17 protein-coding genes are annotated in these 17,818 nt (G+C 40.7%); 10 read left to right on the top strand and 7 right to left on the bottom strand.

Annotation, left to right across the window (positions count from 1 at the left end):
* Positions 1 to 343: 343 nt before the first annotated feature.
* The 4 genes from KKZ03_RS19765 (at position 344) to KKZ03_RS19750 (ending at position 5,448) form a co-directional block, all read left to right on the top strand.
* Complete coding sequence (locus KKZ03_RS19765) at positions 344 to 1,420, top strand: FAD:protein FMN transferase (RefSeq protein ID WP_243221688.1); 1,077 nt, start codon at positions 344 to 346, stop codon at positions 1,418 to 1,420.
* 24 nt (positions 1,421 to 1,444) lie between these two features.
* Positions 1,445 to 4,105, top strand: coding sequence for an MMPL family transporter (locus tag KKZ03_RS19760; RefSeq protein WP_243218465.1), 2,661 nt, complete (start codon positions 1,445 to 1,447; stop codon positions 4,103 to 4,105).
* A gap of 287 nt (positions 4,106 to 4,392) precedes the next feature.
* Complete coding sequence (locus tag KKZ03_RS19755) at positions 4,393 to 4,548, top strand: hypothetical protein (RefSeq protein ID WP_243218464.1); 156 nt, start codon at positions 4,393 to 4,395, stop codon at positions 4,546 to 4,548.
* Positions 4,549 to 4,812: 264 nt separating this feature from the next.
* Positions 4,813 to 5,448: a hypothetical protein gene (locus tag KKZ03_RS19750; RefSeq protein WP_243218463.1), complete on the top strand. Its 636-nt coding sequence runs from the start codon at positions 4,813 to 4,815 to the stop codon at positions 5,446 to 5,448.
* Positions 5,449 to 5,573: 125 nt separating this feature from the next.
* Here the strand turns inward: KKZ03_RS19750 and KKZ03_RS19745 are convergent, their stop codons facing one another.
* Both KKZ03_RS19745 and KKZ03_RS19740 read right to left on the bottom strand, forming a co-directional pair.
* On the bottom strand, positions 5,574 to 5,993 hold the full coding sequence (locus tag KKZ03_RS19745) for a hypothetical protein (RefSeq protein WP_243218462.1): 420 nt from the start codon (positions 5,991 to 5,993) through the stop codon (positions 5,574 to 5,576).
* Positions 5,994 to 6,278: 285 nt separating this feature from the next.
* Positions 6,279 to 7,100: a hypothetical protein gene (locus KKZ03_RS19740; RefSeq protein ID WP_243218461.1), complete on the bottom strand. Its 822-nt coding sequence runs from the start codon at positions 7,098 to 7,100 to the stop codon at positions 6,279 to 6,281.
* A gap of 910 nt (positions 7,101 to 8,010) precedes the next feature.
* On the opposite strand from KKZ03_RS19740, the gene KKZ03_RS19735 reads away from it, so the two are divergent.
* The 3 genes from KKZ03_RS19735 to KKZ03_RS19725 all read left to right on the top strand — a co-directional run bounded on the left by KKZ03_RS19735 (position 8,011) and on the right by KKZ03_RS19725 (position 9,401).
* Positions 8,011 to 8,271 (top strand): transposase, encoded by a 261-nt coding sequence (locus KKZ03_RS19735; protein ID WP_243218460.1) that lies wholly within the window; start codon positions 8,011 to 8,013, stop codon positions 8,269 to 8,271.
* A 525-nt stretch (positions 8,272 to 8,796) separates the two neighbouring features.
* Complete coding sequence (locus tag KKZ03_RS19730; RefSeq protein WP_243218459.1) at positions 8,797 to 8,994, top strand: type II toxin-antitoxin system VapB family antitoxin; 198 nt, start codon at positions 8,797 to 8,799, stop codon at positions 8,992 to 8,994.
* Positions 8,991 to 9,401, top strand: a complete 411-nt coding sequence (locus KKZ03_RS19725) for a PIN domain-containing protein (RefSeq protein ID WP_243218458.1) — start codon at positions 8,991 to 8,993, stop codon at positions 9,399 to 9,401. The genes KKZ03_RS19730 and KKZ03_RS19725 overlap by 4 nt, the downstream gene beginning before the upstream one ends.
* A gap of 104 nt (positions 9,402 to 9,505) precedes the next feature.
* Here KKZ03_RS19725 and KKZ03_RS19720 read toward each other — a convergent pair whose 3' ends face one another.
* The 5 genes from KKZ03_RS19720 to lptD form a co-directional block, all read right to left on the bottom strand.
* Positions 9,506 to 9,835: a hypothetical protein gene (locus tag KKZ03_RS19720; RefSeq protein ID WP_243218457.1), complete on the bottom strand. Its 330-nt coding sequence runs from the start codon at positions 9,833 to 9,835 to the stop codon at positions 9,506 to 9,508.
* 68 nt (positions 9,836 to 9,903) lie between these two features.
* Positions 9,904 to 10,380 carry an ATP-dependent zinc protease gene (locus KKZ03_RS19715; RefSeq protein WP_243218456.1) on the bottom strand — a complete coding sequence of 159 codons (477 nt, stop codon included), beginning with the start codon at positions 10,378 to 10,380 and terminating at the stop codon, positions 9,904 to 9,906.
* A gap of 18 nt (positions 10,381 to 10,398) precedes the next feature.
* Positions 10,399 to 10,992 carry a DbpA RNA binding domain-containing protein gene (locus KKZ03_RS19710; RefSeq protein WP_243218455.1) on the bottom strand — a complete coding sequence of 198 codons (594 nt, stop codon included), beginning with the start codon at positions 10,990 to 10,992 and terminating at the stop codon, positions 10,399 to 10,401.
* A 123-nt stretch (positions 10,993 to 11,115) separates the two neighbouring features.
* Entirely contained in the window at positions 11,116 to 12,393 is a 1,278-nt protein-coding gene (locus tag KKZ03_RS19705) for a peptidylprolyl isomerase (protein WP_243218454.1), read from the bottom strand.
* A 14-nt stretch (positions 12,394 to 12,407) separates the two neighbouring features.
* A complete protein-coding gene (gene lptD, locus KKZ03_RS19700) occupies positions 12,408 to 15,326 on the bottom strand; it encodes an LPS-assembly protein LptD (RefSeq protein ID WP_243218453.1) in 2,919 nt (972 codons plus the stop codon).
* A gap of 106 nt (positions 15,327 to 15,432) precedes the next feature.
* On the opposite strand from lptD, the gene KKZ03_RS19695 reads away from it, so the two are divergent.
* The 3 genes from KKZ03_RS19695 to KKZ03_RS19685 are packed head-to-tail and all read left to right on the top strand — an operon-like array spanning position 15,433 to position 17,352.
* The gene (locus tag KKZ03_RS19695; protein ID WP_243218452.1) at positions 15,433 to 16,470 is read left to right on the top strand and encodes an aminoglycoside phosphotransferase family protein; all 1,038 of its coding nucleotides are present in this window, start codon (positions 15,433 to 15,435) and stop codon (positions 16,468 to 16,470) included.
* A complete protein-coding gene (gene murU, locus KKZ03_RS19690; protein ID WP_243218451.1) occupies positions 16,470 to 17,150 on the top strand; it encodes an N-acetylmuramate alpha-1-phosphate uridylyltransferase MurU in 681 nt (226 codons plus the stop codon). Before KKZ03_RS19695 ends, murU begins: the two co-directional genes overlap by 1 nt.
* Positions 17,143 to 17,352 carry a dodecin gene (locus KKZ03_RS19685; RefSeq protein WP_243218450.1) on the top strand — a complete coding sequence of 70 codons (210 nt, stop codon included), beginning with the start codon at positions 17,143 to 17,145 and terminating at the stop codon, positions 17,350 to 17,352. Before murU ends, KKZ03_RS19685 begins: the two co-directional genes overlap by 8 nt.
* Positions 17,353 to 17,818 lie beyond the last annotated feature (466 nt).

Genomic DNA, 17,818 nt, shown 5'->3' with positions numbered 1-17,818 from the left:
AAAGAGAATGTGACAAGCCAAAAAATCAATCAGCCTGTAAGTAATAAAGTACAAATAGTTGCTTCTTAATAGATGACACGCTCATTTTAAAATAAATTAATGTGCATTTGAGCTTATAATGTTGCAATTTGTCTGTTTTTTAAAATGGTCAGTTGGGCCCTGAACAGGGTAAAGTGCTATTGCTTGGGTGCCAGAAAATTTTCACACCCGGCAATAAATGACCACACCTATTATGTTATCCCTAAAAATCGGGGAAGACGTCAGATTAAAATAAACTACAGTGGCTAATGCAATATTTAACAATAGAAAAACTGCGCCGCAATAATCAGGTAAAAATTTTGTGATGATAAATAAACAACAGCAATGGGCAATGAATCCGCAAGGTTTTAAAATGAACCCCTCCAGTGTGTCCCGGTATTATGGCTTGATATTATGCTTTGTCATACTGACAGGTTGCACTGATCCGGTCGTTGAAAAGTTTGAGGGACCGGCTCAGGGGACGACTTATCATATCAGCTATTGGTCGGAGTTACCGGTAGATAGCAAAGATATTGAAGTCAGTGTTAAAAACGAGCTCGATATTATTGACAAAACACTGTCCAATTATCGCCCCGATTCAGTTATAGAGACCTTTAATAGTGCCGAAAACACGAATAGCCAAGAGGTTGGCAACGTTATTGTCTCCTTGGTTAGAGTAGCACAGATTGTTAGTAAGGCCAGTCAGGGATGCTATGATTTATCAATCAAACCCTTATTTGAGTTATGGGGGTTTCGAGGCGATAAACTGACTATTCCTGATGCGCCTGCCATCCGCAAAACACTGGACCAAATTGGCATGGAAAAGCTGGAAGTGGTGGACGACTCTCATTTACGTAAAAAACAAGCAAATTTAAAAGTGGATTTGTCGTCTATAGCACAAGGCTATAGTGTGCAAAGTATCAGCAAGGTTTTTGAACAAAAAGGCATCACCAACTATTTGGTCGAGATTGGTGGTGAGTTAAAAACACAAGGACACAAGCCGGATGGACAAGCCTGGCGTATTGCCGTGGAAAGGCCTTTACCAGGGGAGCAGGTTATGCAAAAAGTTATGACCATGCCTAAAGATTTACCCATGGCAGTGATGACCTCAGGAACTTATCGACATTATTTTGATGATCACGGACAGCGCTATGGTCATATTCTTGATGCCCGTATCGGACGTCCGGTTTTACATGATCTGGTTGCCGTTACTGTCATTTATGAAGACCCGACTATTGCCGATGCCTGGTCTACGGCTTTGCTTTGTCTGGGCCAAAAAGAGGGTATGCAGGCTGCTAATGCAGCAAAAATTCCTGCGCTTTTCATTCAGCAGCAGGATAAGGAACTTATCGAATCTCGAAGTGATGCCCTGAACACTTTGAACACGCTTACCATTCATTAATACTTGAAGAACCGGATCAAAATAATGTCGCTTAAAACATACAGTCGCAGTTTACTTTCTTACTGGGGAAGTTGGACGCTTCGCCACCCTTTGGTTGTACTGCTAATTATTGGCTTGCTTACTGTTTTTGCCTGGCAATATACCGTCAATAATTTAAGTATCAATACCGATAATACCGACATGATTGCGCCTGATGCGCCATTTCAGCAAAATCTTCGTAAGTATGAAAAAGCCTTTTCACAAGATGTGCATAAGGCGTTGTTGGTTGTTGAATCGGATACGCCTGAGTTAACCAAATCCGCGACTATAAGACTGGGACGCTTATTAAGGGCTGATAAAGCCAATTTTGAATCCGTATACATACCCACTGAAAATAGTTTTTTTCATCAGAACGGCTTGCTTTATCTCAACGTAGATGATTTACAGGCGTTATCAACTAATTTGTCTCAAGCTCAAGCATTTATAGGTCGAATTGCTCAAGAGCCAAATCTGACCGGCTTTTTTTCAATTTTTGATGATGCCTTAAATTCTGCCAATAAAAATCAGGAATTACCCCTTGATTTGCCGCCGCTGATTGATAAGGTTTCACTGGCTTTGCATAAAAGCATGAATGGTGAAAATAATCTGCTGTCTTGGGAATCCTTGATTGCCGAGAAAAAATTAAGCGGGCAGGGCTCTGATAAAGGCTTTATTAATGTTGCGCCCAGGCTCGATTACACACAAATTCGTCCGGCCGAAAATGCAATTAACGCGATACGCAAAGCCATTACTGAAATCCAACAACCCGGATTGCCTGCCGTTAAGGTTTGGATAACCGGAGAAGTAGGTCTTGAAGACGATGAAATTGTGGGGATGAGTAGCGGTACTTTTAATGCCTGTATTTTCTCGGTCATATTGGTTTTGTTTATTTTACTGGTTGCTTACCGTTCCATTTTGTTTACCATTGCCACGCTGTTTACTCTGGCTTTAGGGATGGTTTTTTGTGGTGCTTTTGCGGCCTTTTCGGTAAAGGAATTGAATTTGATTTCAGTTGCTTTTGCCGTATCCAATATTGGTTTGGGCGTTGAATATGCGATTCATTTTTGTTTGCGCTATAGGGATAATCTGCTGCTTCATGTTCAAAAAGAAAAAGCGATTCGCAGTACGTTAGTATCCACCGGTCCCTCTTTATTATTATGTGCCGGTACGACTTCCATCGGACTTTATGCTTTTGTGCCGACTGATTATAAAGGCGTGTCCGAACTGGGTTTACTGGCTGGAACCAGTTTGTTTATCTGTCTTTTAATCACCTTGACGGTGTTGCCTGCGCTGTTAAAATTTATTCCGGTGTCAGTAAAGTCAGAGCCTCAAACCACTCACCCTTTTTTGACAACATTGGCAGAAAAACTGGCGACTTTTACGTTGCATTACGCCAAGCCCATTGCCATAGTAACCGGTCTTATTGCTGTTATATCGGTAGTACTGGTATTTAAGGTTAAAACTGATTTTAATCCCATTAATCTGCGTGATCCAAATACTGAATCAGTGATCGCTTTTCAAAATTTGAATAAAGATCCGGATACGACTCCGATGACCTTGACGGTTTTGGCCACTGATGAACAAAAAGCCAAGGCTATAGAGCAAAAACTTGGCGCATTAGGATCGGTTGATAAAACCGTTAGTCTGTTTGATTTTGTACCTTCTGGGCAGGAAGAAAAGCTGGCGATGATTGATGATATGGCCTTGATGCTGGGATCGCAATCACAAGGTTTTCCGCCGCTAAAACCGGATAACAATCCAATTCCGGCCATTAACCGGCTGTTAAAAACCATCGATAATATTTTGCCTGCCAAAACTGACGCCCATGAAATAGCGGCGTTACAAGCTTTCAAAGCAGAGTTACAGGATATATTGCTTGAGCTTGATACCCGGCAGGAACCGGGGCGACGCCTGTTTATCGAAAAAATACAAACAACGTTACTGGGTACCTTGCCCGGTGCGATGAATGAGTTGTTAACCGGTTTAAATGCACGGGAGATTACGCTGGACGCTTTGCCTGCTGATATCAAAGAAAGATGGTTAAGCAAGGAAGGTTTATACCGTATTCAGATCTTCCCTAAAAAAGATTTGAATGATCTGGATAATCTGGAGCATTTCATTACCGACGTACAACTGGTAGCCCCTGAAACAACTGATTTACCGGTTATTTACTGGGAGTCGATGAAAGAAGTGGTTGATGCCTTTAAAAAAGCGATTACGATTGCCTTAATAACGATTGCGCTGCTGTTGTATGCCATACGACGTAACGTTACCGATACCTTGTTGGTAATGACGCCATTAATTCTGGCGGGATTATTCACGATGGCCAGTACCGTGCTTACCAATACGCCGATTAATTATGCCAACATTATCGCCTTGCCGTTATTGCTGGGACTCGGTGTTGATAACGGCATCCACATGGTTGAAAAGCTGCATCATTCACTGTCTGAAGCGCAGAACATCTATCAATCCAGTACGGCCAGAGCCATGTTTTATGGCGCATTAACTACCGCTTCCAGTTTTGTTGGCCTGGCTTTTTCACCCCATCAGGGTATTGCCACCATGGGCTTGATAATTACCATGGGTATTTTCTGGATTATGATTTGTACCTTTATTGTCCTTCCTGCCCTTAGCAAATTAGTCTTAAAAGAGAAAATCAGCTCGTAGAGGATAATTTCTCAGTACCCCTCTTTGAAAAGAGGGGGGTAGGGGAGATTTTAAAAATAAATCCCTGATAACATTTGCCGATTCTATATCTTGATTCTGGAAGTTAAAAGCTATCTAGGACGGGCGTATCTTTTCATGCCCGACATTATTGAGTAAATCTTCGATATTTTGATGTTGACCCTACATGACTGCAATGTGCTTGGGCAGTATTGCAATGGCGCTGGGCAAGTTGTTTTGGTTATATTTCCGACCGGAAATGCTCTGGAACAGACAAGAAAAGCTCCGGGATGATTAAGCAATGCTCTGGAGCAGACAAGAAAACCGTTGAGATTATTAAGAAAAACTCTGAGGCAGATAAGAAAACCGTTGAGATCATCAAGAAAAACTCTGAGGCAGATAAGAAAAACTTTCAGATTATTAAGAACACCAGCAGAGCAGTATAACCCCATCCCACAGCACTCAAGAAACCCCGTATTGCCGATAAGTAAGGCTCCCTTGCAGAGCAAGAAAGTCTTGGGTTTTAATGCGTTAAGCCGGTTTTAAGTGCTTTATCTCCCTCGCACGCGCTTAACTGATAATTTGCTTTGCTTCGCCAAATAATCAATTATAATGCACGTTAAAGGCAATGCGCCTGACTTCAGTATGTTAGATAAAAAACCAATTTGTAAGCTACCAGAACCGGTTATTCAGATAACCCAGGGGAATTTATGAAAACGCAAAAAGCTCGTATCAGTTTTTCCAAGCTTAAAGATAATGATCTGCCCAGTGCCGCGCAGTTAATTGTTAATAAAATGACCAACAACGCTTACTTTCCAAACCCAGAGCCAAATCTGGCGACTATTCAGACGGCCATAACGGTCTATGCCGACGCCCTGGTAAAATGCCTTGATGGTACCAAGCAAGATACCGCCACCAAAAATGCCTATCGGTTAAATCTGGAAGACTTGCTGGGGAGTCTGGGCAATTATGTCAACCTGATTGCTCAAAGTGACCTGATTAAACTGGATAGTAGCGGTTTTATCATTTCAAAAATTCCCGAACCGGTCGGCATTTTGGATGCACCGCCGTCATTTAATGTCTTGTTGGGCAATAATTCCGGCGAGGTCACCATAGAAATCGGCGTTGTTGACCGGGCTTCCGGTTATATTGTTTTGTATTCGGAGTTGCCGGCACCTGCCGATAACGAACATTGGAACAGCAAGCTGTTCTCAAAATCCAAAGGCCTGTTGACCAACCTAAAAGCCGAAACTAAATATGCCTTTAAAGCCGCCGCCACCAGCTCCGAAGCCAATAGAATCGGCTTATACAATTTTTCCAATACGATTGAAAAATTAGTGCCGTAAGTTATCAGGGTGGGGAAATAGGTTTATTGTTTTCCCACCCTACCTGTCTTCTGCCAGTCATCATGCAAAAAAGCCAATATTATCCGGTCTTAATTATTTGCCAAAAACTAAACATATTACTTCAATCATCTACCATCAATTTCTTTCAGTTTTTCTTCAAATATTTCCAATGCAGCTTCGACACGGCTTGCAATAGCAATAGGTCGGGCGATAACAGTTCCCCATCCATAATTGGTTGACTCAGCACTTATCAACTCATCACTACCTTTAAGCAAGGTAAGCCTAACCGTAACAATCGCTCCACCTTCAATTACGAAATCTAAAAACAGCTCTCCGTTCCCTCTATTTTGTACAATTTGATAATTGTATTTTTCCATGAGTTTCGCAACAGAACCAATATATTGTTGTTCTCTTTCAGAATTTCGATCTGAAATGTAAACTATTTTTTTAATATTTTGGGTTTCCTGAACATTAAGTTTACCGGAGGTGGCGCAACCGGAAGCAATCATAGCTATCAGAATAAAAATTCCACATAATTTTTTCATATTTTACGACTCAGGATTTTTGAAGAAGAAAAAGCCAGTATTATCTGGCTTTAATTGTTTTAAACTTAGGCAAGTAGCTTCAATTAAGTAAAATGTAATGAAAGTGTAATAGAGAAAGAAGGTTTATATTTTCCTCTATTTTAGTAGCATGTATGATATGGATTATAAATCCGAAGCATAATAGGGTTTAGTAATTTAATGAGTAACTTTAAATACTAGGGGATGAATTGCAAATCCAGTCCAGCTTAAAATATGGTGAATAAAAAGCAGGTGCTTAACTTAGCTTTATTCTCGAAATGATTCTTTTAAAAGCTCTTTGAATATAAAGAGTAGTTCTGTCAATGAAGATTTTATAGTTGTAAAATCAGCATTTACCGACTTTCCTCGATGAATTACATTTGACCGAACTTGGTAGTAATATTTTATTGATTTTTCCGGATCGTTTGGATCAAGCGTGTACTTTTCTAAATCCGTTGTGTTGAAAACCTCTCTCTTGTTCTGAACAATCTCCTTTAGGGTATCCTTAAAGCGTTCTTCACTTGCAATTTTAAACACCTTTTTACAAGCCTTGGTGCCAAGGTGATATTTCAGTCCTGCATATCGCTCTATGGCAGACCAAAGTAACATATAAGCCATTTGTAATCGAAATAGAGTCTTATATTGATCTTCGGAATTAAAATTTGCGTTTAAAATGGCCTCTACTTCTTCTAATCCTTGATTAAAATAGGGGTCAGACTTCCCATCCCATTCGTCGAAATGTTCAAGATCTGTACTTCCTTTTTGTTCTTTTCTTCCAATAAGTACATTTACCTCACAATCATTAACCTTAACCGTACTCCAGCAATACACCTCATCAGGCTCAATGCCTATTATTTGATCATATGCATTGCCTTCTTTTCCAGCGAAAAAATGAATCAAATACCCCTTTATGTCGTAATTGTCGCCCAAGACAAGAAGAGGAATTCCATCTCTTTCTTTTAGGATACCTGATACCGTATCTTTAGTATAACTCTCGACAAAATTGCTTATTCGTGAATAACATAACTGTCCCGGTTTGAAGATGCCATAAGCAAAAAAAGGCAATAAAATATTATTTGGATGTTTCATATTTACAAAATCCTTTCGATATAATCAAGATTAAAAAAATAAGGTGATAAAAACCAGCAGTAGCCCCGATGCAATTGAATGGTGTCGAGAAATATCGAAGCTGCTAGTTTGAGAGAAATATTAGTCATGTAGGTCGGGTTAGGCGATAGCCGTAACCCGACACATTCGCGTAAAATGTCGGGTTACGCTATAGCTAACCCGACCTACTGGACTTATAAAATAGCTTCGCATAATTATGGCCAGCATCAGGGCAAATAGCGTGATGTCAAATAATAAGTCACGCATGTACTTCTAAGGATATTTATCTTTATGTTCCATGTCCTAAGCAGTTTTGTTCCATAACATAAAGTAGATACCTAAAAAAGCATTTAGTAATTATTTGTAAAATCTAAAAATAGGTATCTATTGCTTACCTTATTTTATACTTTTATATTATATTACCATAATTAACGTTTATAATTGATAGGAAATTATTTTGATAGTATTTATTAAGAAATGAGGGGGGGTTACTCGTAAATGATGGGCTTTCTTCATCAATCCATCCTATGTATTGCTTTTATTTCGTGTCTTTCGTGTTTTTCGTGGACAAAAATATGCAAGTCGCGTAGGTCGGTTAGCGACATTGTATGGCGGTACGTGGGATCAATTGCGTTAAGGCGATATCAGGTTGCATCAATTTTTATGCGTGTCCGGATACCGGCAGGCATTTCAAGTTTTTTCTTATCCCAGCCTTCCAAATCCAAAATACTGAGCGAGACGGGGTATGTACCCCGTTTCAAACGTTTGGATTGTAGTAGTTGGTCGTATTTGTCATACCGATAACAACAAACGTTACAGACAGGATAAATATCCCATCCAGCAATTAGAATTGGGGCTGAGTAGTTATAAATAATTAAAGGAAGCCAATGCCATGCCATCACGCCGTGTAGCCGCTGATCTGAATGCTGGAACTTATTACGTAACACTGACCATCCAGCGTTGGTATTACTTGTTTGACCGTCACAACCGCTGGCAAATCCTGGCTGATTCATTGCGTTATTGCCAAGAGCATAAAGGGCTGGAATTGAATGGTTATGTTTTCATGCTGAACCACATTCACCTTATCGTCACCTCACCAGATACGGCGGGTTTCTTGCGCGATTTTAAATGCTTTACCTTCGGTAAAATTTAAAAGCAACCTCGAAATCACAGAACCTACGGTTTTAAGATTGTTTGTAGACGAGGAAGGTAAATATCGCTTCTGGATGGAAACGAACGCCCCAAAAAAGATTGAAAACCCGGCATTCTACCGACAAAAGCTCAACTACATTCATGAAAACCCGATAAGAAAAGGCTATGTAGCATACCCAGAACACTGGATTTGGTTATCCGCAACCCCAGCTTCTCCTTTGACCATTAATTTACTTAACAAGTAGCCTACTTATGTTTTACCATGTATTAACTAAACAGCGATACATATCCTAACGCAAACTTTTTGAATAACAGTGGTACCAAACGTTTGAAGCGGGGTGACTCACGCCTTGTGCCGAGTATTATCCCTGTGAAGCTGGAAGCCCCGTCCTTTAGGTCGGGGTAATTCACATGGTTCCATCCATATTGATCAAATGCCTCGCTAAGAAGTTAATGCAAAAGCTGCATAACTTCTTACTGGAGCAATTGAAAACTTTAACGTATAACTTATAAAAGGATACTTGCCATGACTACCAATCTTGCCATTGATGATGATTTAATTAATGAAGCGCTAATCGTGGGACACTTTAAAACCAAGGAAGATACGGTTGTTACTGCGTTAAAAGAATTTATTAATCGCCGCAAGCAATTAGAGATTGTTACTCTATTTGGTCAATTTGATCCCGATCATGATTATGATTATAAGCAGGGGCGAGATTCTTGAAAGTATTAGTTGATACCTGTATTTGGTCACATGCACTCCGCTCAAAGAAACCGGAGTTTGAGGTGCAGGTAAAAAGCCTGGAAACATTAATAGCCGACCAACGTGTGTTGATTATTGGGGCTATTCGACAAGAAGTATTGTCAGGTTATAGTGATTTAAACAAGTTTGAGACTTTAAAAGCCAAGCTGAACTATTTTGAGAATACACCGATTCTGGATGAAGATTATATTATGGCAGCCAGATTTTATAATGAATGCCGCCAAAAGGGTATTCAGGGATCGCACATTGATTTATTGATCTGTGCTGTTTCAGTGCGTTTAAGCGTCCAGATATTTACGAGCGATAAGGATTTTGGTTTTTATCAGCGATATCTACGTATCAAGCTTTATTCTACAACAACGGCTTGATGACAATAAATGCTTAAAGTCGCGGCCCACTTAAGGCGCGACAGTTTGAGTTTAGCCGTTCGTGGTGGGCTTGTCGAGCGCCGAACGGCTTAACCTTAATGGCATTACGTCGCATCAATTTTTTTTATGCGTGTCCGGATACCGGCAGGCATTTCAAGTTTGTTCATATCCCAGCCTTCCAAATCCAAAATATCCTCAAGGCATTGCTCCATCAGTTGATGGGCCTGTTTGGTGACGTCGGCAATGCGTTGATGAACCTGCATTTGTACGTCGTTTTCTGGTGGCAACTCCATGCACGTTTTTTGATAATCGAATAATTTACGCAAGTTGGTAATTTGCATACTGATATGAACAGGGCAAGCGCAGGTATAAAGGGCGGCTTCGTTATTGATGATGGCAAGTTGTAGGGCGGTAAATTTGTTGTCAAGATTCATGGTAATTTACTCTTATTATTATTGGATAATGCCTGGCGTTAGTTTTTTAAAAAGTTGATGTTGAGCAATTAGATGGATGTTTCGGACAGGTTTTTGTGATGATCAGGATTTCCCTGTAAGTAAGAGGCATTGGGATCAATAATAAAATGATTATTGATGGTCGTGCGTCCTATCAGCATTCTAAATAGCATACTATCCCGATTAGTCAGCGTCATTTCTGCGATAATCACCGATTGTCCCAAAATTATCGGAGTTTCTATAACATAACGGCGTTGTTTGTGGCCACCGGAATCTGACACCAAGCGTCGATCTTTAATTGGGGCGTGGCATTCAATCGATACTTCTACATTTTTTTGTTGGGGATGAATGGTAAACATAACCCAGCGCTGTCCACCTTTTCGATAGGGGTCGATAGCAAACGCATGTAAAGCCGATGACCGCGCTCCGGTGTCTATTTTAGCCTTGATATGGGGGATATTAAGTTCCGGTAACTCTACCCATTCTCGCCAACCCAACAGTGGTAGTGGTGATGATATATGCGTCATAGAAAATTGCTATAATAATTAATCAACGTTCTTGTTGTTATTGACTTTATCCAAGGGTTCATTATCGGTTTTGACATCACGTTTTCGACCTCGGCGCATATGATTATTTCCACGTTTTTTATTGTTACGCGCTTTTACACGCCTTATATCCAGTTTATGTTGATTAATTTCGACTAATTTTAAATGCTGAAATATATCGGGAGGCATTTCGTCGGGCAGTTCCAGCAGTGTATACAAGCTTTGAATATTAACATTATGGATGTTGTTTTTATCGACGCCTGATTCTTCAATTAATACTTTTTTAAGTTGTTCAAGATTTATATGGTGCTTACTTCCTACATCCAGTCGATAACGCACCATTTTAATGCCCGGTACTATATTGTTTATCGGTAATTGATGGTCGGTTTTTTTATCTTCCGATAATTCTGGCGGTAACTTATTTTCAATAGCTTGAGTTAAATGCACCAATGCAGCAGCGCAAGTCAAGCTATCGACTTCCAGTTCAATTGCCAGCGTACTGATAAACTCACGTTGGCTGTTAAGATTCCGGCTACTAATAATCTGTTGTAGTCGGTTTTTCAGCGGCTCATTGTTACTTAAGATGTCGATCATAAATTGTTTACTATTTTAATCATGAGCAATACAACGTTTTGTAACTATTTTGTTATGGTGCAGACGTGCTTGGATATCACCTTAAAGTACGTCAATAATTGCGATTGTTACTCACTATAAAGTTTATTGCACAATTTCCACATAAGCTTCATCCCTAAGCCGGCGCATCCAAAGCTCGGTTTCTTCTTCAATTTTCCGTTTACGAATAGCGTCTCTGACCAGGTTTTTCTTATGCTCAATGCTATCGTCTTTGTTTTCTCGGTCAAGAACCTGGATTAAATGCCAGCCAAATTGTGTTTGAACAGGCTCACTGATTTGATTGCTGTCGAGTTTCCCCATAGCTTCTTCAAACGGCTTTACCAGATCGCCGGGGCTTACCCAATCAAGTGAGCCACCTTTTATCGCTGAGCCTTTGTCATCTGAATGGGCGCGTGCCAGGGATGCAAAATCGTCACCGTCTGCAATACGTGATTTTAAAGCCAGCAAGCGTTTTTTAGCTTCATTATCATCGATTAGTTCATTGGTTTTTATTAAAATATGGCGAACCTTGGTTTTGGTAATCGTATGATTACCCATGCCTTTTAGTTCCAGCATTTTAATAATATGAAAGCCACTAGGACTGCGAATAGGATCAGCAACTTCACCGGCACGCATTGTACTGACCTTGTCAGTAAAAAGGGTGGGTATATCATTTAGGGTACGCCAACCCAGATCGCCGCCTTTCAGGGCATTATCATCTTCTGAATCACTCATGGCGGTTTGTGCAAAATCCTGCCCTGCACGCAATTGTCTGACCAGGTCATCGGCTTTACTTTGGGCTTGTTGTATCTGCGTTGCTGATGCAGCTTCTTTAACGGCAATCAGTATATGGCCTAAATGATACTGAATCGCCTCATCACCAATTTTCCCCTGAGTTTCCATATAATGATCAACCTCCCTGTCAGTGACTTTGATACGGCCACCTATTTCTCTACTACGTAATTGGTTGATAATAATTTCATTACGCATATTATCCAAAAAGCTTTTATAGGTCATACCTTGATGTTCCAGTTCTTCCCTAAATTGCTGGAGCGTCATGCTGTTGCGTTGGGCAATATCAGCTGCCGAATTGTTGAGCATCTCTTCAGTAACGGTAATGCCGGCTTTTTCCGCCAGTTGCCGCTGAAGCCTGTCGATGATCATTTTTTCCAGTACCTGTTTACGTAAAACGGATTCTGGTGGCATTTGTGTCTGACTGCCTTGTATTCTTTGTCTGATAGTCGATATTTCTTTGTCGAGTTCTTGCTCCAAAATAACGTCATCTTCAACAACGGCGACTATTTTTCCGAGAACCTCAGCATGGGCTAAAAAAACAGCCAATAAAAACCAGCAAGTGAGTAAAGAAATAATAGTTTTTTTCATTGTATTCTGATTAATCATTTTTGAGATTTCCGGTAACCATAAATTTCCTGTTGCAAGAAGTAATCCATATCGTCGCCAATAGCAGACAAGCCTTTTAATTCGACTTCAAAAAACACGCCGTTCTGGGCAGTACCTGCCAAGGTCAGATTTTGATTGGTAGTGACACCATTGAAGTTGGTGTTGGCAATATTGTTGATGTAATGCCGTGCCGCGATGCGAAAACGCCAACAACAATTTTCTTTCTCGACGCCGAAAAAAGCGTCCTGAGTTTGATTATATAATAATGAATACTGGAATCGCCCCATGGCATACCAGTTGTCATAAATCGGATAACGAAATGATGCATCACCTTGAGTAATATCATTGGTGCCGTCGGGTATCAAGGGGTTTTTTCTGTAAAGATAGCCGAGATTAAAGATCTCGTTAGACTCATTTCTATAATGAATTCCTGCCTTGCCTCTTTCAATATCATTTATAACAGGATTCCATTGTAACCCGGATGTAACTGATATAGTGCGTGTCAATTCGCTACTCAATTCAGTCACCAGGTTCGATACGCTATTGGTTTGTACTGAACTGCCTACCACTGGCGCCTGGTTTGCATACTGTAAAGTGACATTTCTATCACGAAAATAAAAAATCTCGCCAACACTTAGTTTTAGTCTTTCCAGGCCGGATTCATCATCAATCAGTCGCGAGGTTATCGCCGTTGTTATTTGGTTGGCATCCTGTATTCGGTCTGTGCCGGAAAAGCTGTTTTCCCTGAACATGGAGTTGTATTGAAAGTCATATTGCGCGGTATCAAATACAGGAATGTTCTGCTGATTGCTATAAGGGACATATAAATAAAATAACCGGGGTTCCAGAGTATGTAAAAAGGGTGCATTGGCAATAGTAAATCCCCGCTCAAAGTTTAGGCCGCTATCGGCAGAAAAAATAGGCAAGGTTCGGGAAATAGAGTCAGTTGAGCTTATACTTGGCTGTAAGTTATTCAGTGCGTACTGGGTGTGTTGCAAAGAAAGTTTGGGGGTTAAATAAGCGCTGGATGTTTGTAATGGTATGCTGACTGAGGGCTTGGTGTTAATACGTTGACCATTTACCAGACTGGCTTGTTGGAAATAGATATACTCGTTTTCCATAGTAGTAGTTAGCGGCATAAACTGAAAAGAATGATTCAGATTAAGGTTAACTTGGGGTAGTTTTCGATAAGGCAGGGCCGCATTGGGTGTGGTTGTATTAATTGACTGATAGTTCTCAAACCGGGTACTCAGATTAATGCCTGGGCGATCATATCTGATATCGGCTGTACTTCTAAGATAATTGAAATTGGAAAAGCTGAGTGCGTTGCCCAATTCGGCGAAATAGGTTTGATCAGAAACATAATTTACATCCATGTTTGAACTGATATGATCAGAAATTTGAGAAGTATTTTTTATGGAACCCGAATATCTCGTTTTATTAAGAACGCTATCATTAGGCATAAATTCCATCCCAACTTTGCCCGTTGATTGCTCGGTCAGATAACGGAAGTTACCTGCCAATAAAGGGCCTCTTGAGGACAGTTCCCTGGGAGTAATGGTGGCGTCATAATTTGGGGCGATATTCCAATAATAAGGTGCGGCCACACGAAAGCCACTATACTTGGTAGTTCCAAAGGAGGGTGCAAGAAAACCGGAAAGCCTTCTGTTATCAATAGGAAAGGATAAATAAGGCGAATAAAATACCGGGGCGCCCTTAAACTCCATCCAGGTATTTTTGGCAACGCCTTTACCGGTAGTTTTATTCATCTTCAAGTCAGAAGCATGAATAATCCAATCCTGATTGCCGGGGCGACAACTGGTATAGGCGACATCTTTGTACTGAGACAAGGTTTTACTTTCACGATAAAGAGCGCTTGCCGTGCCTCTTAATGGTGTGGTCGGAGAAATAAACTCCAGATTCCTTAGCTTGGACTGGTCAGCTGCGAGATTAAGCGAGGCTGTTTCGCTATGCAATGCCAGGGCATCTTCGCTGTAATAGACGTTGCCGTGTAGATCAAGTACTTTTGAGACACTATCATAATTAGCCTTATTAGACGAAGAATGCTGATCGGCACGAGTCATTTGCACATTACCGTAGTAGCTGCCGATTTCATTATCGAAAATCTCTGAATAATTGGACTCGACGTTCATCGGCGACGTTTCTCTTTTATCAGACTCCGATACAAAATTAGTTTTTGTGCCTCGCACAGCATTGCAGTTTTCCCAGGGATCATAAGGCAACTGGGAGGTTAGCGTTTTAAAGGTTTGTTCCTTTTCCAGATCAAACGCCGGATTTAACAGCCTAAATTTAGATAGCGGTTCTTCTGCCTTTGCAAGTTGAGTTTTGTTTTCAGGATTGGGGCCAGTCAACTGACAGTTCCAGTCTTCATCGCCTTTGCTGGCATCGCAGTTCCATCCTGCATGACTTACTTCACGGTCGGAAAATTGACTGTTTGCAATGGCAGTCTTTTCAGGTGCAGGTAGTGTCGGCTGAGTACTTTTAACGAATTGATTTGCAAGAGGTTCTCTAATCGGAGCAACTGCCGGTTTGGCTTGTTGAATCCTTTCAACCGGTTTACCAGGCACTGGCGAAGTTACTTGAGCGGGTTTAGGGCTTACTGGTTGAATCAACTCAGCGGTTTCTTGTTTAATGGGTTTACTGATTTTAGGCGGCACAACTTTAGCCGGATAGGTTTGTTCAACCGGCTTAATTAAAGCCGGTTGAACCGCTTTGGCTGATTCAACTTTAACGGGAGGTGCAGCTGCATTGGCTTGGGCTGGCGGTTTTTTTTCGCCAACGCAAACCCATTCTTTACTATCTTTATTTTGCTCACAATTCCAAGCTGCATCGTTTGCATAGCTTGTAGATGCTGTTAATGAGGGTAAAAAAACCAGAAATAAGCGACGAAGCATAGGTGGTATAAGTTAGTAGCGTAATGGGTCGTAAATCGAATAAAATGCATGGCACGCATTTTACCGCACTTTATCTTGGCATTATAACTAATCTAAACCAAATATCATGATGCTTGACGACTTAAGAACAATATCCATGCTCGATTGGCTGGAAAATGACCTGTTATTGACGGTTACTTCCTGCGAACCTGCCTCCAGTGATGCCAGTTTTCGACGGTACTTTAGAATTAAAGTACCCGAGGGACAATTTATTGTCATGGATGCGCCACCGGAAAAAGAAAACATTGAGCCCTTTATAAGAATTGCCGCTTTAATGGCGCGTTCTCATGTCAATGTTCCCGTTATTTTGCAACAAAATCTTACGGACGGGTTTTTACTGCTTGAGGATTTCGGCTCGCAGTGTTTTTTAGATCAGCTCAATGCTGATAATGCTACTAGATTATATCAAAGCGCTTTAGATGCCTTATTTAAGCTGCAGTCGCATACCATTATTCAAGACTGTAATTTACCGGGTTATAACGAGCCACTTTTGCAGCGGGAACTGGGTATTTTTGAAGACTGGTTTTTAAATGAATGGCTGGATATTGAGATCCCTGCATCGCTTTGGGAAACCGTGCGGACTATTTTAGTTAATTCTGCACTGGAGCAACCGGTTATTTGTGTCCATAGAGATTACCACTCGCGCAATCTTATGGTTTTAGATGATGATTCTCCAGGAGTCATCGATTTTCAGGACGCAGTTATCGGCCCGATAACTTATGATCTTGTCTCGTTGTTGCGGGATTGTTATGTTGAATGGCCACAGCAACAGGTTGAGCAGTGGATGACTGATTACTATGACAGGCTATTGCAAGCTAAGCTGATAGTTTGTATGCCGGTATGTTTTAAGCGTTGGTTTGATTTGATGGGAATGCAACGCCACCTCAAAGCAATCGGTATTTTTTCCCGCTTGCATTTAAGAGACGGCAAGTCCGGCTATCTTAACGACATACCGCGTACTTTAAATTATGTGCTGGCTGTCTGTGCAAATTATCCTGAACTTTCAGGATTTAGTGATTTTCTTACAAAGCAGATCTTACCTGCCTACACTATTGTATCTTCGACGCCAAAGCAAGCTGGTAAAAGTGAAGGTGTGACAAGCTAATGAAAGCCATGATTTTAGCTGCAGGGCGAGGCGAAAGAATGCGTCCATTGACGGATCACACACCCAAGCCGTTACTTCCGGTGGCAGGAAAAACCATTATTGAACATACGATCAACCAACTGGTATCGGCAGGTTTTAAGTACATCATTATTAATCATGCTCACCTGGGTCAACAAATAGAAGATTACTTGGGTAACGGTAAACTTTATGGTGCCAATATTCAATATTCTCCGGAAGGTGAACAGGGACTGGAAACGGCGGGAGGCATTATTAATGCGCTGCCACTATTGGGTGACGATGTTTTTTTGGTGGTCAATGGCGATATTGCTACCGACTTTCCTTTTGTAGAACTTAAAAATCAGGCCGTTGATTTGGCGCATTTAGTACTGGTCGATAATCCTGAACATCATCCGGAAGGTGATTTTTATCTTGATAATACCGGTAAAATTATTGATAACGGAACGAAAAAACTAACGTTTAGTGGTATTGGTTTATACCGTCCTGAATTATTCAGAAATATACCCGCCGGTAGTAGTAAGCTGGGACCTTTATTGAGACAGGCAACAGGAAATCAAAGGGTTTCAGGACAAAAATTTGCAGGCTTCTGGATGGATATAGGTACCCCTGAACGTTTGCAGGAACTTAACCTTTTATATACAACGAGAATAACTCATGACTGATCATGTTTATAAAAAAATAGAGCTGACAGGTTCGTCTACTGTTGGCATTCAGGAAGCGATAGAAAGCGCTATTAGTAAAGCCTCGGAAACTATTCAGGAAATGCGTTGGTTTGAAGTTGTCGAAACCCGTGGACATATAGCCGATGGTAAAGTTGCGCATTGGCAGGTTACCATTAAAGTCGGCTTTTCTTTATCCGAATAAGCAATTTATCGTCCCTCCCTGCCTCTACGTCATATTGTTAAAGCACAGTATGACGGTCATCATTCTAAAAGCAGCCGCTAGGCTCATAGAGTTCAAGTCTATTGTCAGTGTTAAATGCAAAAGTGAATTAAATAGTCTATTCTTTTAAAAAAATACTAAAGAATGCCAATTTCATGAAAAAAGCAATATCGTTAGCGTAAAAATTTCGTGTTAATGGTTAAAGCACATTTTGTTGCGTTAAGGATAGTTTAAAGCTCAGTTGTACCTAAGTTTGTAATACTTTTACTCTTGTTTTGAAAAGGATTGAAGTCTTTAAATGCTTCGGTCGGTATCGTTTTATGAGCCTAACTGCTCACTACTTTCGTGCAAAAATACAAGATGCTGTAATTTGTTTTATATCAATCCCCTTGCTAAAGAAGAACGCTGATAATATTATCAATGACGTTGTGTTGGTTTTTACTATCAA

It is taken from the genome of Methylobacter sp. S3L5C (genome assembly GCF_022788635.1).
Lineage (GTDB): Bacteria > Pseudomonadota > Gammaproteobacteria > Methylococcales > Methylomonadaceae > Methylobacter_C.
Note: the sequence above shows the minus strand (reverse complement) of the source record. Positions and strands in the feature narration are given on the sequence as shown.

What these genes read in the sequence shown, in the direction of transcription:
- KKZ03_RS19765 (WP_243221688.1), top strand. Translation starts at nt 344, where the DNA reads ATGATAAATAAACAACAGCAATGGGCAATGAATCCGCAAGGTTTTAAA.
- KKZ03_RS19760 (WP_243218465.1), top strand. Translation starts at nt 1,445, where the DNA reads ATGTCGCTTAAAACATACAGTCGCAGTTTACTTTCTTACTGGGGAAGT.
- KKZ03_RS19755 (WP_243218464.1), top strand. Translation starts at nt 4,393, where the DNA reads ATGATTAAGCAATGCTCTGGAGCAGACAAGAAAACCGTTGAGATTATT.
- KKZ03_RS19750 (WP_243218463.1), top strand. Translation starts at nt 4,813, where the DNA reads ATGAAAACGCAAAAAGCTCGTATCAGTTTTTCCAAGCTTAAAGATAAT.
- KKZ03_RS19745 (WP_243218462.1), bottom strand. Translation starts at nt 5,993, where the DNA reads ATGAAAAAATTATGTGGAATTTTTATTCTGATAGCTATGATTGCTTCC.
- KKZ03_RS19740 (WP_243218461.1), bottom strand. Translation starts at nt 7,100, where the DNA reads ATGAAACATCCAAATAATATTTTATTGCCTTTTTTTGCTTATGGCATC.
- KKZ03_RS19735 (WP_243218460.1), top strand. Translation starts at nt 8,011, where the DNA reads ATGCCATCACGCCGTGTAGCCGCTGATCTGAATGCTGGAACTTATTAC.
- KKZ03_RS19730 (WP_243218459.1), top strand. Translation starts at nt 8,797, where the DNA reads ATGACTACCAATCTTGCCATTGATGATGATTTAATTAATGAAGCGCTA.
- KKZ03_RS19720 (WP_243218457.1), bottom strand. Translation starts at nt 9,835, where the DNA reads ATGAATCTTGACAACAAATTTACCGCCCTACAACTTGCCATCATCAAT.
- KKZ03_RS19715 (WP_243218456.1), bottom strand. Translation starts at nt 10,380, where the DNA reads ATGACGCATATATCATCACCACTACCACTGTTGGGTTGGCGAGAATGG.
- KKZ03_RS19710 (WP_243218455.1), bottom strand. Translation starts at nt 10,992, where the DNA reads ATGATCGACATCTTAAGTAACAATGAGCCGCTGAAAAACCGACTACAA.
- KKZ03_RS19705 (WP_243218454.1), bottom strand. Translation starts at nt 12,393, where the DNA reads ATGAAAAAAACTATTATTTCTTTACTCACTTGCTGGTTTTTATTGGCT.
- lptD (WP_243218453.1), bottom strand. Translation starts at nt 15,326, where the DNA reads ATGCTTCGTCGCTTATTTCTGGTTTTTTTACCCTCATTAACAGCATCT.
- KKZ03_RS19695 (WP_243218452.1), top strand. Translation starts at nt 15,433, where the DNA reads ATGATGCTTGACGACTTAAGAACAATATCCATGCTCGATTGGCTGGAA.
- murU (WP_243218451.1), top strand. Translation starts at nt 16,470, where the DNA reads ATGAAAGCCATGATTTTAGCTGCAGGGCGAGGCGAAAGAATGCGTCCA.
- KKZ03_RS19685 (WP_243218450.1), top strand. Translation starts at nt 17,143, where the DNA reads ATGACTGATCATGTTTATAAAAAAATAGAGCTGACAGGTTCGTCTACT.